Raw genomic sequence first — 15,016 nt, 5'->3', positions numbered from 1 at the left:
GTTTATATAAATAAAGGAGTGTTTTCATGGAAAATATAGAATCAATATCAAAATTGTCTTCAGTTCAAGAAGGCATGCTATTTCATACTATTTATGAACCCGAAAAAAAGTATTATATCGTGCAAAAAATACTTGATTTTGAGGGGAAGTTAAATATACATGCATTAAAAGAAAGTATTATCGCGGTTCAAGAAAAACATGATATTTTAAGGAGTACTTTTCAATGGGATAGACTTTCAGAACCTTTAAGAATTACTCATAAAAAAATTAAGATAGCTTGGAAAGAGCACTTTTTAACAGAAGAGATGAATAATAATTCAATAGAAGAAATTCTCAATAATGACATATCTGAAATTTCAGACTTGAGTAAAGAACCACCCTTAAGATGGTCACTTATTCATATGGATGACAATAAATATAAATTTGTTTTTACTCATCATCATATTATTTTAGATGGTTGGAGTTTAGAATTGCTATTTGAAGAAATAATGGAAAACTATAACCTATTTAAAAGAGACAGAAAATTAAATAATATCATTGGAGAATCTTTTAATGAATATGTTGATTGGTTAAATCAAAAAGACCTATTAGCAGATGAACTTTTTTGGAAAGAAAATTTAAGAGGATTTGATACGCCAACTCCTATTCAATTCTTTTATAATCATGAAACAAGAGAAAATGTTGGAAAAAATGAAAAAGTATTAACGGTAAGCAAAGAATTAGTTGAACGTATTGAAAACGTTGGTAAAAAAAATCACCTTGCTGTTAACTCAATTCTTCAAGGAGCATGGGGGTTATTACTTCATAATTATACTAGTGCTGAAGAAGTGGTTTTTGGTTCTACTTTTTCTGGAAGACCAGCTGACCTTGATGGATTTGAACATAGAATAGGTATGTTTATAAATACATTACCAATTAGGGTGGATTTTAAGGAACAGAGAACACTGAAATATTTAAAGAATATTCAAAGTTTATCACATAGTATTCAACAGCATCAGCATATATCCCCCATATCCTTAAAACAACTTAGTGAAATAAACCAAAAAGAGAATTTGTTTAATAGCATATTAGTTTTTGAAAAATACCCCAAACTGTCTAAAGGAGATTGGGAGGAACTAGTAGTTCTGAATGATGAGACAAGAGAAAATTCTCATTACCCAATATCAATGATTGTTACTCCTGACAAAAATAATAATTGGTATTTAAAAATTAAGTACGATAGTTACTATTTATCAGATCAGAATGCTCAACGATTATTACAACATTATCAAACGCTAATACTTAGTATAATCAGTAATCTTGATAAAAATTTAGAAGAATGTAGTTATATGTCTCATGACGAATTACTTTATATTATAAATGATTTGAGTAGAGGAAAAGATAGTAAAAAAGATATCCAACACATGTATGAGCTTTTTAAGGAGAACGTTTATAAAAAACCTAATGCATACGCAGTGGTTGATGGGAATTCAAAGTATACCTATCAACAGCTATTTGATAAAACAAATACTATTGCGGCCTCGCTAAAGGAAAAAGGGATAAACTCTGGAGATGTGATAGGTATTTATATGGACAGGGAAATAAATTTACTAAGTGGTATATTGGCCATATGGAAATTAGGAGCATCCTTTGTTCCAATTGATACTGTTCTAGGAAAGGGAAGAATTCGTTACATTTTAGAAGATGCCCAAATACAGACAGTAATAATAGGTGATAACGGTTTATATGAAGATTTATCAGATATAAATGTCCATATCTATTCTATTAATGAATTATTATCAACAGAAATAATGAATGAGCATAATGACAATGAAAAAATAACGCTGCAAAATATGGCTTATACAATTTATACTTCAGGATCTACAGGACAACCAAAAGGTGTGATGATTAGTCACGAAAATTTTGGTAACTATATACAACATGCAGTGATTGATTATTATAACGAAGGAGAAGGTGCTATTCTCCATAGTTCCATAGGGTTTGATTTAACTCTTACAAGTCTTCTAGTTCCTTTAGCTCAAGGGAAAACGGTATTCATTAGTCCATCTAAGGAAATTAATAATTTAAGCAAACAAATTAATATTAGGAAAGTAAGTTTCACTAAATTAACACCTTCACATCTAAAAATGCTCGAGTACGACCTAGATATTAACGAAGTATCCCATTATTGTGATAAATGGATTTTAGGTGGAGAAGCTTTAACTTACGAGATGATTAAGCCATGGTTGCAAGCATCTTCAAAGACTACGTTTATTAATGAGTATGGACCAACTGAGGCGACTGTTGGATGCACTACGTATGAAGTGAAAAAGGGCTACAATAATCGACAAGATAGCATAATACCAATTGGAAAACCTATTAATAATACACAAGTTTATATACTAAATAATTATATGCGTCCTGTTCCTGTAGGGGTATTAGGGGAGATATACATTGCAGGTAAAGGTGTTGCCAAAGGGTATCTAAATAAGCCCCAACTCACTAAAGAGAAATTTCTAGATAACCCATTTTCTAATGATAACCAAAAAATATATAAAACAGGTGATATTGGTTATTATTTAGACGATGGAAATATGGTGTACGTTGGGAGAAATGATGACCAAATAAAAGTTAGGGGGCATAGAATTGAACCTATAGAGATAGAGAAAGTGCTTATTGAATTTGCAGGAATGAGCGAAGCAAAAGTTATTTCCTCAAAAGACAATTTAAATAGTGAACGTTTGATAGCATACGTTGTTGATAAGAGTACTGATAAAACTAAAAATCTAAAAAGTATTTTAAGAAAACATCTTCCAGAGTATATGGTACCAAGTAAAATTATTCGATTAGAATTTTTACCACTAACAGTAAATCTAAAAGTAGATATAAAAAAATTACCAGAACCTAACTGGAATCATGAAGAATCTGAAGTGGCTGCTGCTACAACGGTATTGGAAGAAAATGTACTGAAAATATGGAGAACTGTGCTTGATATTGAATATATCGGTGTGCATGATGATTATTTTGATATAGGCGGTCACTCTTTATTAGCTATAAAAGTTATTGCTGCATTAAGAGAACAATTAAATATTAACTTAAAGGTAAGCGATATATTTAAATATCCAACCGTTTCTAAATTATGTATATATATTGAAAATTCTGAATTTGGACAATCTGACTTTGAAAATACAAGTATTAAACCTATACGTAAAAAAAGAGTTAAGAGATAGGAGGAATATAGAATGGATAATATAGTGTCATCTAACCTACCTTATATGCCTAATGAGGAAGATTATATTGCAAAAGCATCATTTTCCCAACAGAGAATGTGGTTTCTTTATCAAACATTCGAGAAAAAAGAGGCTTATCATATTCCATTTGTAATTAAATTACCAAATGGTTTTAGAAAAGATTATTTAGAAAAAGCATTTAATGACATTATTTTACGCCATGATATCTTTAGGACTACATTTGAAATTGATAATGAAGAGTTAATTCAAGTAGTTCATCCTTACTCTTATTATACTATCGAGACAGTAGAATACTTAGATATTAACAATAAAAATATGGAATCCAAAGTATTTGACTTCTCAAATATAGAATTTGATTTAGAAAATGGTCCATGCTTTAGAGCAAAAATAGTTAATCTTAGCGATGGACAAAATATGATGATTTTAGTTTTTCATCATATTATTTTTGATGGACATTCTTTGAAAATATTTTATAAGGAACTTTTAAAAAGATATGAAGCGTTATTAAATGGTCAGCTACCACCATTTTGCGAGCTAAAAATACAATATGGGGATTACTCAGAATGGCAAAATGAATGGATAACTTCCGCTGGTGCTCAGCGGCAAATGGAATTTTGGAAAAGTAAAACCAATATTATAGGGACAGAAATAAAGCTTCCCACTACCTTAGAAAAAAAATCGAATGATGGAGTAGTAAAGAGAAAGATTTCAAATGAAATTTTGGATGATATTGACTTATTTTGCAGAGGTATCGGTATTACGCGATATATGTTTATGCTTACTTCATTCATTGTTCTTATTCAACGATATACTAGAAATGAAAATATGGTTGTTGGGATGCCCATAGCTAATCGGGATAAAATAGAGACAGAGGAACTAATAGGCTTATTATTAAATACAACTGTTTTACACGTTCCAATTGATGAGGGAATGACTTTTGAAGAGATATTGGAGATAGTCAAAAATAATTTAATAGAAGTATATGATAATTCGAGCATTCCATTTGAAAAAATTATGGAATATTCAAAAAACAAAGAGTTATCGAAAGAAAATCCGTTTGATATTTTTATTAATTATGAGATGACTGATATAGAAAGCAATCAAGAGTTTGAATTAATTCAATTTGATGAGACTAATGCAAAGTTTCCTATTTCTTTTTACATTGAAGATGGTTTAAATGACATGAGATTAAGAATTTCTTATCAATCTAATAAGTATTCAGCCAGCATGATCGGAATTTTGTTACAGCAACTTGAAAATTTAATAAAAGATTTTTTAAAAAATCCAACTATGAAAATATATGAATATCACTTAGTAAGTGAAGAAGATAACAATGTATTACCTGATCCTACAGTGAAACTACAGGAACCTTGTCAAAAACTATTACCCCAATTATTATATGAAACTTTTAAACAAAATAGTGATTTTATAGCTATTAGTCAAGGAGATAAACAATGGACCTATAGGACATTATACGAAAACGTTTCATTTATACAAACGGAAATTGCCGCCTCTAAAATAAAAAAAGGTACAGCTATTGCGGTTTTTGGAGAAAGATCAATGGAATATATATGTACTATGCTAGCAATTATGTGTTCAGGTATGGTATTTGTTCCTATTGATAAAAAACTGCCAATCAAAAAAAGAGAAGAAATTTTCTCTCAGATTGGTATTAAAAATATTTTTTATACAAATGACAGTTGTAAAATTAGCGGGGAAACTTTCCATCACGAATTTACTGCAAATGAAATTATCCAAAGAAATTCACCTAACAAAAATCTAAATAAGGGAAAGCTAGAATACTTAGATATAAATCCAGAGGATGCAGCCTATATCTATTTCACCTCAGGTACCACAGGTAAACCAAAGGGAATAATCGGAAAGCACAAAAGTTTAGCACACTTTTTAAACTGGCAAGTTACAGAATTTAATGTGAAAAGAGGGGATAGAGCCGCACAGTTAACGAATGTTTCTTTTGATGTTTTTTTAAGAGACAGTTTATTACCTTTAGTATGTGGCGGAGAATTATGTATCCCTGATGATATTAATAATATGAGTGGGGAATACTTAATAAACTGGCTTATAGAAAATAAAATTACTATCATTCATTCGGTCCCCTCGCTTGCTAATTCTTGGATACCTAAGAATGAAATCTATGATTTACAAGATTTAAGATTAATATTTTTTGCAGGTGAACCATTAACTAACCAGATAATTTATACACTAAGAAATAACCTTTCCTATTCAGGGGAAATCATAAATTTTTATGGTCCTTCAGAAACTACCTTAGCTAAAAGCTTTTATAAAGTTCCTATTGTGACAAAACACGCTGTTCAACCTATCGGGTTTCCTATAAAAAACACACAATTATTAATATTGAAAAATAAACAATTAATGTGTGGTATTGGGGAAATTGGAGAAATCGTAATTAGAACACCTTTTCTTACTAAAGGATACATTGATAAAGAAGCTTTTAAATTAAATCCTCTTTCTAGTCATGAAGACGATTATATTTATTATACAGGAGATATAGGGAGATATAGCCAAGACGGATCTATTGAAATTTTAGGAAGAATCGATGATCAAATAAAGATTAATGGAATTAGAGTTGAACTTGCAGAAATAACAAATATAATCATAGGCCATCCTGTAATAGATGAAGCAATCGTAATTAAAAAAGAGAAAAAATCCAGAAATTATTTAGTAGCGTATTTTGTGAAAAATTCAAATGTATCAATTTCAGAAATAAAAGATTATTGTAGAAAATACTTGTCAACCTCTTTAATACCGTCAATATTTATTGAATTAGATAAATTACCATTAAATAAAAATGGAAAAATTGATAAGAGTTTGTTACCAGAGCCTAAAGAAATCGATTCTAATACTCAAAACTATATTCCTCCTGTAACTTTTAATGAAAATAAATTGTGTAATATATTGGAATCTATTCTATCAGTAAATGATATTGGTTTGAATGATGATTTCTTTGAACTTGGTGGTCATTCTTTATTAATTACTCAACTAATTAGTAGAATTTCAAATGAGTTTAATGTTAAGCCGACAATGAAGGATATTTTTAATAATTCTCGCATTAGTGAAATGATTTTAATCATTGAAAGTTTATTAAAGCAGCCAGAAAATCAATTGAATTCTGATATAGATATCAATGAATACTATGAAATGGATATGAATTTTGATATAGAAGAATTATCTATTGAAGAAATGGAACTTTTGCTAGAACAAATGCTACTAAGAGAGGATTGAACCTATTATGACAAAATTAAAAAGTTTATCAGAAATAGAGAAAAAACGACTCCTAAAAAATATTATGGCTGGACAAAGAGATAATATCCAACTAGCTTCTCTGGGTCAGACACGTTTATGGTTATTGAACGAGCTGGATAATAGCTCTCAATATAATATAAATACAGCACTTCAAATAGAAGGGAAATTAGACAAAGAAGTTTTACAGTCTTCTATAACAGAAATAGTAAAACGTCATGATTCATTAAGAACAACGTTACCTAATATTAATGGTAAACCACATCAAGTGATTACACCTAGTGTTAAAAAAATAAGTGGAATAGAAGAATATGATTACAGCAATCTAAGTATAGATTCTGATGATTATCTAAATGTTATTAAAAAAGAGGTAAATGTACCGTTTAATCTTCATGAAGGTCCTTTATTTAAAACAAAACTATTTAAATTCAATAACAATCATTTTGTTTTGGTTTTTATAATGCATCATGCAATATCGGATGGATGGTCGACAGGTATTTTATTAAGAGATTTTATAGAAATTTATAATAAGAAAATAATTAATATTGATGCTTCATTGGATCAGTTGAATTGTAAATATACTGATTTTTCAAGATGGCAGCGTAAGGCTTTGCAAGAGAGTAGTTATAAAGGAAAAATTGAATTTTGGAGAGAAAAGTTAAGTGGAGATCTACCAATTTTACAATTACCAACAGATTATCCAAGACAGTTAAAACAGACTTATAATGGTAAACAAATTGAATTTGTAATAGAAAAGGATACTTTTCAAAAAATTAAAAACTATTGTTATAACTATAATATTACTCTGTTTATGTTTTTACTTGGTGCTTATAAAAGCATTCTTTATAAATATACAAATCAAGAAGATATCATAATAGGAATTCCAGTAGCTAATCGAGAAAAAACTGAGTTCGAGGAGATAATAGGCTATTTCGGTAACACAATTGCTCTAAGATCAAAAATTCATGGAAATATGTGCTTTGAAGATATTTTAAAATTAGTTAAAGATACAAGTCTAGAGGCATTAGAAAATCAAGAAATACCTTTTGAGAAAGTTGTAGAAATTGTAAAACCTGATAGAAATGATGCCTATCCACCAATTTTCCAATCAATGCTAGTATTACAGAATGACCCTATTAATATCGGCGAGTTAAGAGACTTAAAATATGATATTTTAGACATTCATACAGATACTGCTAAATATGATATTACATTAAATATGAGTGAGAAAAAAGGCTACTTGATAGGAAAGATAGAGTATAACTCTGACTTATTTAAAGAAAGTAAAATTAAAACTTTTATTGATAACTACGTTAGACTTATTCAGGAGATTTTAAAAGATTCAACACAATTACTAAAATCATTCTCAATTTTAAACCAAAATGATATTAATGCCATTCAAGATAAACAGCATAATTTAACCGAATTCCCAAGAAGGAAATCGGTTCAAGACGTATTTTCAGACATAGTAAGCATGTATGGTACTAGGACAGCCCTGCATTCTCAAGAAAGAACTTTAACTTATATAGAGTTGGAAGAACGAAGCAATAAATTAGCTAATTATTTAATAGCAAATGGAGCAAATCGCGGCCAAAAAATCGGAATGCTCTTAAAAAGATCTTGTAATTCTATAGAAGCTATATTGGCTATCTTAAAAGTGGGATGTTGTTATGTACCTATTGATCCTGATTATCCAGAACAACGAATTAAATCTATGTTAGAAGATTCTGATGTAAATTTAGTCCTATCAGATTCAAATAGCATAACTTATAACTCAGATGAAATATTGATAATTGATATGGATTTTAATGCTAGAGAAATAGCCTCTCAAACTTCTCAGCGTCCTAACATAAGTGTAGATGGTGAAGATATAGCCTATGTCATGTATACATCTGGCTCAACGGGTATCCCTAAAGGAGTAGAAATAACGCATAAATCAATTCTCAGACTTGTGAAAAATACTAATTATCATGATTTTTCCCAAGAGGAAGTTTTTCTTTTATTTTCAACATTATCATTTGACGCATCTACATTTGAAATATTTAGCAGTTTATTGAATGGATGTAAGTTAGTCATTTTCCCACCAGAGTTACCAACTTTAGATGATTTGTCTTTATTTATTAAAAATCAAAAAATTTCAACGATTTTTCTAACTGCAGGTCTATTTCAACAACTTAACGATGCTCATATCAATAATATGAAAGGCTTAAAAAAGCTTTTAACAGGTGGAGATGCCATATCTTTAGCGGTTACAAAAAAATTTAAAGCCATAGCTCCGGATACAATTTTGATGAATGTTTATGGACCGACAGAGAATACAACATTCTCAACATTTTATGAAGTTAGTAAAAATGAAGATTGGAATTCCCCGCTTCCAATTGGGAAAGCAATTTCTAATACCACTTTATATGTGTTGGATAAGGATTTAAATTTGTTACCAGATAGGGTGCCAGGAGAACTTTATTTGGGTGGAGATGGGGTTTCGTATGGCTATTTAAAAAGAGAAGAACTAAACCAAGAAAAATTCATCCAAAATCCATATGGAAATGCTGAAGATCCAATACTATATAAGACGGGAGACAGAGTTCAAAGATTAGAAGATGGCAATATAGAGTTTTTAGGTAGAATAGATAATCAGGTAAAAATCCGTGGCTTTAGAGTAGAGCTAGGAGAAATAGAACATGTATTATCAAGACATAAAAATATTAAAGAAGTTGTCGTTACTATTAAACAGACTGTTAACTTAGGCAAGCAACTAATTGCTTACGTTGTTAGTGATCTTTCAGCGCAAACTATTAGAGAATATTTAGTTGAATCCGTTCCTAATTACATGATTCCTTCTTATATTATTAATATTAATAAATTCCCTTTAAAAATTAATGGGAAAATTGATATAGAAGCATTACCTGAGCCGTCTATAGAATCCAAGATGGAAAATTTTAATCTTAATAATTATACCGATAAACAATTATGGTTTGCTGAAATTTGGAGTGAATATTTAGGGATAAAGAAAGAGGCTGTAGGTTTAGATAATGATTTCTTTGAACTTGGAGGAGACTCTATTCTTGCTATTCAAATTATTTCGAAAATAAATAAAGGTGGATATAAGCTTTCTCCTAAACACCTCTTAGAAAATAGGACTATTAGAAAGTTAGCAAACATATCTCAACATTATATTGGGGAAAAAATAGTTCAGAGCGATTTAGCAGAGGGAGAAATAAATTTAACACCTATTCAAAAATGGTTTTTCAATCAAGATTTACCTAATAAAAATCATTTTAATATGTCCCAACTATATGAAGTAAATGTAGATGAAAAACATTTAGAAATTGCATTACAGAGAGTAATAAATAATCACGATGCTTTTAGAATTAGATTTAAAGAAACGGATGTAGGACATAAACAATATTATAAAGAAACCAAAGAAACTTTTACATTGCACACTCTAGATATTGGTAATTTAAATAAAGATCAACAGGAAACTATTTTTGCTAAAAAGACATTCGAATTACAAGAAGACATTAACATATACAATGGCCCTCTGATTAAATGTCTGTATTTTAAAAGAAACGCTAGAGAACAAGACTTACTTTTTGTAACTGCACATCATTTAATAATGGATGGGATATCTTGGAGAGTATTCGAAGAAGATTTAATCAGCGAATATAACAATTCAAAAGCAGGAATGACACCAACCCTATTAAAAACGTCTACTTTTAAAAAATGGGCAGAGGACTTAAAAGAATATGCTCAGTCAGTACAGTTAAGAAAAGAAGCAAATTATTGGCTTGAGGGATTAACCGGAAAATCCGGATATATACCAACTGACTATAATAAAAGTAATACTAGAGAATCAGCGAACATGATTTCAAAAACAATGAGTGCTGACTCCACAAAATTATTATTGAATGAAGTTCATAAAACGTATAACACACAAATTAATGATATTTTAATAACAGTTCTGTCTATTGTTTTGAGAAATTGGACTAAAAACAATAATGTATTAATAAATCTAGAAGGGCATGGAAGGGAAAATCAATCAGCAAATACTGACATATCAAGGACTATAGGTTGGTTTACAAGTATTTTCCCATTAGAAATATCAACAGAATACTTTAATAACGACGATTTGGGAGCTGCTGTTAAAAGCGTAAAAGAACAACTCAGAAGGATCCCACAAAAAGGTTGGAGTTATGGCTTAGCTCGGTATTTGTTGGAAGATGAAAAAATTCAAAATGCATTAAATAATCAACAGAAAGCAGAAGTTAGTTTTAATTATATGGGGAGATTTTCAAATGGAACGAATGAAAACCCTATTACTCCTTCTAAATATCATGTTAATTCGGATAGAACCAATTTAGGTTTCCGTGAACATTTAATTGAAATAAATTGTAGTGTTCAAGATAATCAGTTAATAATGAATTGGACTTACAGTGAAAACAAGCATAGTCACGAAACTATTGAAAAGATTGCTTCACATTATATAAATATACTTGAAAAACTAATTAGTCACTGTGAAAATAAGTTGGTTCCAGAAAGTACACCATCTGACTTCCCGTTAGCTACTTTAAATCAAGCAGAGCTAGAATTTATAGAAAAAAATTATACAGGAAAGATTGAAGATATTTGGAATCCAAGTCCTATGCAAGAAGGTATGTTATATCATACTCTTTATGATGAGAAAAAATCTATGTATTATGTTCAATCTTGTAGTGAATTACATGGGAAACTGGATGTGTCATTATTTGGTGAAGCTTGGAACGTTGTTATAAATAAAAATGATATTTTAAGAAGTCATTTTATTTTTGAAAATATTAAAAAGCCCTTGTTGTTAGTTAATAAAAACATTCCTTTTCATATTGAACATTTTGATCGAACAAAGTATTCAATACAAGAAAATGATGAGTTTTACAATAATTTAATAACAATTGATAGAGAAGAGAGTATCGATTTTCTACGTGCACCGCTAATGAAAATTAAGTTAGTTAAATATAATGAATATCTAACTAAAATGATTTGGGGATATCACCACGCTATAATGGACGGATGGACTTATACTTTAATAATAAATGAATTGATGGATATTTATAAGAATCTTACAATGGAACATGATTATGATAAGTCGAAAAACCCGTCTTATAGTAATTACTTGTTATGGAGACAAGAAAAAGAAAATCAAAGTAAAAGTAAAGATTTTTGGTCTAAAGAATTAGAAGGAATTAAGGAACCGACTTTATTGAATATAGAAAAAACAAATAAGGAAGGAAATGTTTCTACTAATAACTCAATATCATTGGTACTTTCCCAAGAGGATACTCAAAAGCTATACAATTCAGCTAAGTTGAGAAAAGTATCTTTAAATACTTTATGTTTAGGTTCTTGGGCATTTGTCTTAAGTAAATACAGCAAGAACGATGATATTATTTTTGGAGTGACTGGATCTGGTAGATCAACAGAAATTATTAATAGTGAAAATATAGTTGGCCTATTTATTAACACCCTTCCTTTAAGAATAAAGGTTGAGAACGAAGCTGAAATAGGATTCTGGCTAAAATCTATTCAAAGTAAACAGTGGGAATTAAGAGAATATGAACATTCTTCCCTTACTGATATAAAAGAATGGAGTAACATGGAAAAGAGTTCACCTTTATTTAATCAAATATTTGTTTTTGAAAACTATCCTTCAATTAATGAAGATATAGAACAGAAAAATGACTTATTGATGAAAAATAAATATTCTCTTGAACATACCAATTATCCTATGAGCGTAACTGTTAAGCCTGGTAAACAAATAGAATTCGAAGTCAGTTACGTGGAGAGTGTATATACAGAATCTTCCGTTCGTAGAGTTTTAGAGCATTTGAAAAATGCTGCCTTAGAGTTATCTAATGATGCTAATTCATCTCTTGGTGACATAAAAATACTTAGTGAAGAGGAAAAATATAAGATCATTAATGAATTCAATCATGAAATAAAATTGCCGGAAAATGAATGTAATATTATTTCAGTATTTGAAGAAGCAGCTAAACAAAATGCGAATAGCATTGCTGTAAGGGCAGGAGACCAAAGTATTAATTACCAAGATTTAGACGAGAAGGCAAACATACTAGCTTATTCTTTAATAAGTAAAGGTGTTAAAAAAAATGACCTTATTGGTCTATCGATGAACAAATCTATCGATTTAATCATAGGTCTCCTAGGAATATTAAAGGCTGGGGCCGCTTATGTCCCTATAGATCCAAATTATCCGAAACAAAGAATTTCCCATATGATCAATGATTCACATATTGAATTAGTAATAGCTAATGATGAAGTTATTGATAAACTGAAAATCTATCAGTGTAAAATACTTACTGTAGATGAATTAACTAAAGAAAATACATCTAATAAAGTTATGCCTTTCCCATATATAGAAGCTAGTGATGTATGTTATGTAAACTATACTTCTGGCTCTACTGGTAAACCAAAAGGTGTTAAAGTTACGCATGGGAATTTGGTAAATATGTTTAATTCTTGGGAAGTTGCTTATAAATTATCTGAAACAAACGCACATTTACAAATGGCTAATTTATCATTTGATGTATTTACCGGAGATTGGGTGAGAGCTCTTTGTTCAGGTAAAAAATTAGTTTTATGTGAAATGGTTCAATTATTAGATTCTTATAGACTTTATCATTTAATGATTGAAGAAAAGGTGGATATTGCTGAATTTGTTCCAGTTGTTCTACGTACATTAATTAGTTATTTAGATAATGAAAATAAATCATTAGATTTTATGAAATTAGTAATTTGCGGATCAGATAGTTGGTATACAAGTGAATATAATTATTTTCTAAAGTTTATGGGTACAAATACAAGATTAATAAATTCTTTCGGTTTGACTGAAGCAACAATTGATAGTTCATATTATGAAAGAAATGAGCTATTTAGTGATGAAGAGAAACTTGTTCCAATAGGAAGACCTTTTATGAACCAACAATTATTAATTCTAGATGAAAAACAAGAGTTGTTACCAATCAATGTTCCAGGTGAATTGTATATAGGAGGAGCAGGGGTATCAAAAGGGTATGTTAATAACGAAGAAATGAATAAAAGAAATTTCTTTATAAATCCATTTGACAAAAATAACGTATCATATATGTATAAAACTGGGGACATGGCAAGATTTTTAGAAGATGGGAATGTAGAATTATTAGGAAGAACAGATAGCCAAATTAAAGTTAGAGGTTTTAGAATTGAGATAGGTGAAATAGAGTTAGCACTTAAAAGACATCCTCTAATTAATAAGGCAGTAGTACTAGTTCATAAGGAATCAAAAGACAATAAAGTAATTGTAGGTTATGTAAAAGCCGAGAAACAACTGAGTAAAAATGATCATAAAGATATAAAACAATTTTTAGGTGAGTATTTACCTTGGTATATGATTCCGGCGTTTATTGAGGAATTAGAGATGATACCTGTAACTCCTAATGGAAAAATAGATAAATTATCTTTACCTTCTTTAAAGGATATTAAGTCACATATGCATCCATCCTCTACACCTCCTTCAACAGAGAATGAAGAGATACTACAAAAAATTTGGGAAGAGGTCTTAGATATAGATAACACGGGGATCGAAGAGAATTTTTATGATGTAGGTGGAAATTCTTTATTGGCTATTCAGCTTACCCTTAAAATTAACAAACGTTTTAATACTAATCTTACTATTAAAGATGTATTAAGTAATCCTTCAATCATTAATTTTGCCAAACTTTTAAACTAATTTTCAAAGAAGAATCCTGATTAGTATCAGGATTCTTCTTAAATTACCTTTAAGAGGAGGAAGGAATATTGGAAATAAAGTCAGGTGAGTGTCATATTTGGCGTTTCGATTCAAATGAAGTAACACCAGATTTAGTTAATATACTAAGTAAAGAAGAAAAAACGAGATATTTGAATTATAAATATATTAAGGATAAAAATAGATTTTTAAAATCGGCCTCTATGTTAAGAATATTATTATCTCTCTATACAGGAATTTTATTAGAAAAACTAATTATTTCAAGGAAATGTAATGAATGTGATAGGAATCATGGTAAGCCAATATTAATTAACTCTAGAGAAATTAACTTTTCATTATCATACTCAAAGAATATAGTAGTGATTGGTATTTATAAAAACTTCGAAATAGGGGTGGATATTGAATGGATTAATAATGATTTTCCCTGCGAAGAAGTAATTCAAAGTATCTTATCTTATGAAGAACTTAAAAAACATAATGTTCTGGGTACGAATGAAAAATTAAAAAACTTCTATTTTTATTGGACTCTTAAGGAATCCCTTACAAAAGCAACAGGTCAAGGTTTAAATGTAGGCTTTAATAACATTTCAATTGAACGAGATAATAATTATGAATCAATTCAAGTCGTAAATTATCCTGGATTTAACAATGATTTTCACAACATTTCCATAAAATCGATGATATTTGAAGAGAATTATATGTTATCACTAGCAGTGTTTGATTC

At 29.5% G+C, this 15,016-nt stretch carries 4 protein-coding genes; all 4 read left to right on the top strand.

Features of this window, described 5'->3' with window-relative positions:
* Positions 1-26 precede the first annotated feature (26 nt).
* Positions 27-3,209 carry a non-ribosomal peptide synthetase gene (locus PVA17_RS22315; RefSeq protein WP_274069012.1) on the top strand — a complete coding sequence of 1,061 codons (3,183 nt, stop codon included), beginning with the start codon at positions 27-29 and terminating at the stop codon, positions 3,207-3,209.
* A gap of 12 nt (positions 3,210-3,221) precedes the next feature.
* Positions 3,222-6,494 (top strand): non-ribosomal peptide synthetase, encoded by a 3,273-nt coding sequence (locus PVA17_RS22310; RefSeq protein ID WP_274069011.1) that lies wholly within the window; start codon positions 3,222-3,224, stop codon positions 6,492-6,494.
* A gap of 7 nt (positions 6,495-6,501) precedes the next feature.
* Positions 6,502-14,274: a non-ribosomal peptide synthetase gene (locus PVA17_RS22305; RefSeq protein ID WP_274069010.1), complete on the top strand. Its 7,773-nt coding sequence runs from the start codon at positions 6,502-6,504 to the stop codon at positions 14,272-14,274.
* 68 nt (positions 14,275-14,342) lie between these two features.
* Positions 14,343-15,016: 4'-phosphopantetheinyl transferase family protein (locus PVA17_RS22300; protein WP_274069009.1), on the top strand; the 674-nt coding region annotated here is incomplete at its 3' end.

It is taken from the genome of Lysinibacillus sp. CNPSo 3705 (assembly GCF_028674935.1).
In the GTDB taxonomy this organism is placed as follows: domain Bacteria; phylum Bacillota; class Bacilli; order Bacillales_A; family Planococcaceae; genus Lysinibacillus.
Note: the sequence above shows the minus strand (reverse complement) of the source record. Positions and strands in the feature narration are given on the sequence as shown.

What these genes read in the sequence shown, in the direction of transcription:
- PVA17_RS22315 (WP_274069012.1), top strand. Translation starts at nt 27, where the DNA reads ATGGAAAATATAGAATCAATATCAAAATTGTCTTCAGTTCAAGAAGGC.
- PVA17_RS22305 (WP_274069010.1), top strand. Translation starts at nt 6,502, where the DNA reads ATGACAAAATTAAAAAGTTTATCAGAAATAGAGAAAAAACGACTCCTA.
- PVA17_RS22310 (WP_274069011.1), top strand. Translation starts at nt 3,222, where the DNA reads ATGGATAATATAGTGTCATCTAACCTACCTTATATGCCTAATGAGGAA.